This window comes from Natrinema soli, from assembly GCF_028618695.1.
Window position 1 is genome coordinate 1 of record NZ_JAQIVI010000162.1, and the last position, 1,240, is coordinate 1,240.

General features: G+C 59.8%; 1 pseudogene. It reads left to right on the forward strand.

What is annotated here, in order from left to right:
- Positions 1 to 909 (forward strand): annotated as a pseudogene (locus tag PGX04_RS11485) (PQQ-binding-like beta-propeller repeat protein); the annotation flags it as partial.
- Between the last annotated feature and the right edge of the window lie 331 nt (positions 910 to 1,240).

A 1,240-nucleotide genomic window follows, 5' to 3' on the forward strand; every position in this document is an offset into this window, starting at 1 on the left:
CATTGCAGCGACCGCCGCGGCAAACGGTGTGATCTACAGCGTCACGGGTGCCGGTCTGATCGCTCTTGAACCCGAGACCGGTGCCGAAGTCTGGCAGAAAGGAGTCCACGTTGGCACCCATGTCAATACCATCTACGCGACGTCGGCAGCGGTCACTTACGACGTCGGTACTACCGAGGAGTGGCCGTTGTACGATGCCCAAACAGGCGAGTTTGCAGCCATGGGTTACGGGACCCACGAAATAGCGTTCGGCGAGGAAATCCACGTCGGCGGCGGCACCGACCAGGCGTACCCCGGCGGATCGATTCACGGTGATGAATACAGTTGGGATCTCAGCGTTACGTACACCTATGGACAAGCCGTCATTAGCGGAGAAACCGTGTTCGCGTACCTCAATCAGAACGCGTACAATTACGGGGAGCTGGACTACGACGAGGACCTCGTCGCCCTGAACAAGTACGACGGGTCTGAGAAGTGGGTGCTTTCGAAGGACGACGCGCCGGTTGGACCAATTCATGCGATTAGCGGCGAGACGATCTATGTCGACCACGACGGCGATCTCGTAGCGCTTCGCGAAGAAACGGATACGGACGACTAGCCCGACGAGAGTGACAAGAACGACGACACGGATGGAGGAAACGACGGGCAAGACAATCAGCAGGGCAGCGAAGACGACAGCGACGACGATGGAACCGGTAGCGACGACGGCGGATCCAGTGGCGACGACGGAGAGTCTGTCGATACCGATGACGGCGATGTCGGGAACGGAAACGCCGAAATGGGGACGACGGAAACGAGACGGACACCGAGAACAACACTGACGCCGACAACGTGCCCGGCTTCACGGCCGGTGGCGGACTTCTCAGCGGGGCGCTTGGCCTTGAGTGGCTGCGCCAAGGGAGTGAGTGACGCCGAACGTCTCTTCCATGTTCTCACGAACGAGTGCGGACGTCCACGTGATTCGTTGTAGCCAGCTTCGGACGGCGACGCGGCCAGCGTCGCCGTCAACTCCGCCCACTGTTTGCCGGTAAGCCGAGTGGATTGCCCGGGACGTGAGAAGTCGCCGAGACCGGCTAGGTCGTGCTCGGCGACGACATCGAACCAGTTGTAGATCGTCTGTTCTGGAAACCCGAGTAGCTGTTCTATCTCTGAGGGAGCTTTTCCCTGGGAATACAACACGGCGCACATGAGGTGTTTAGCTGCCTTCGCAGCCGTTTCCGTGCGCAGTTGCTGACGCAAC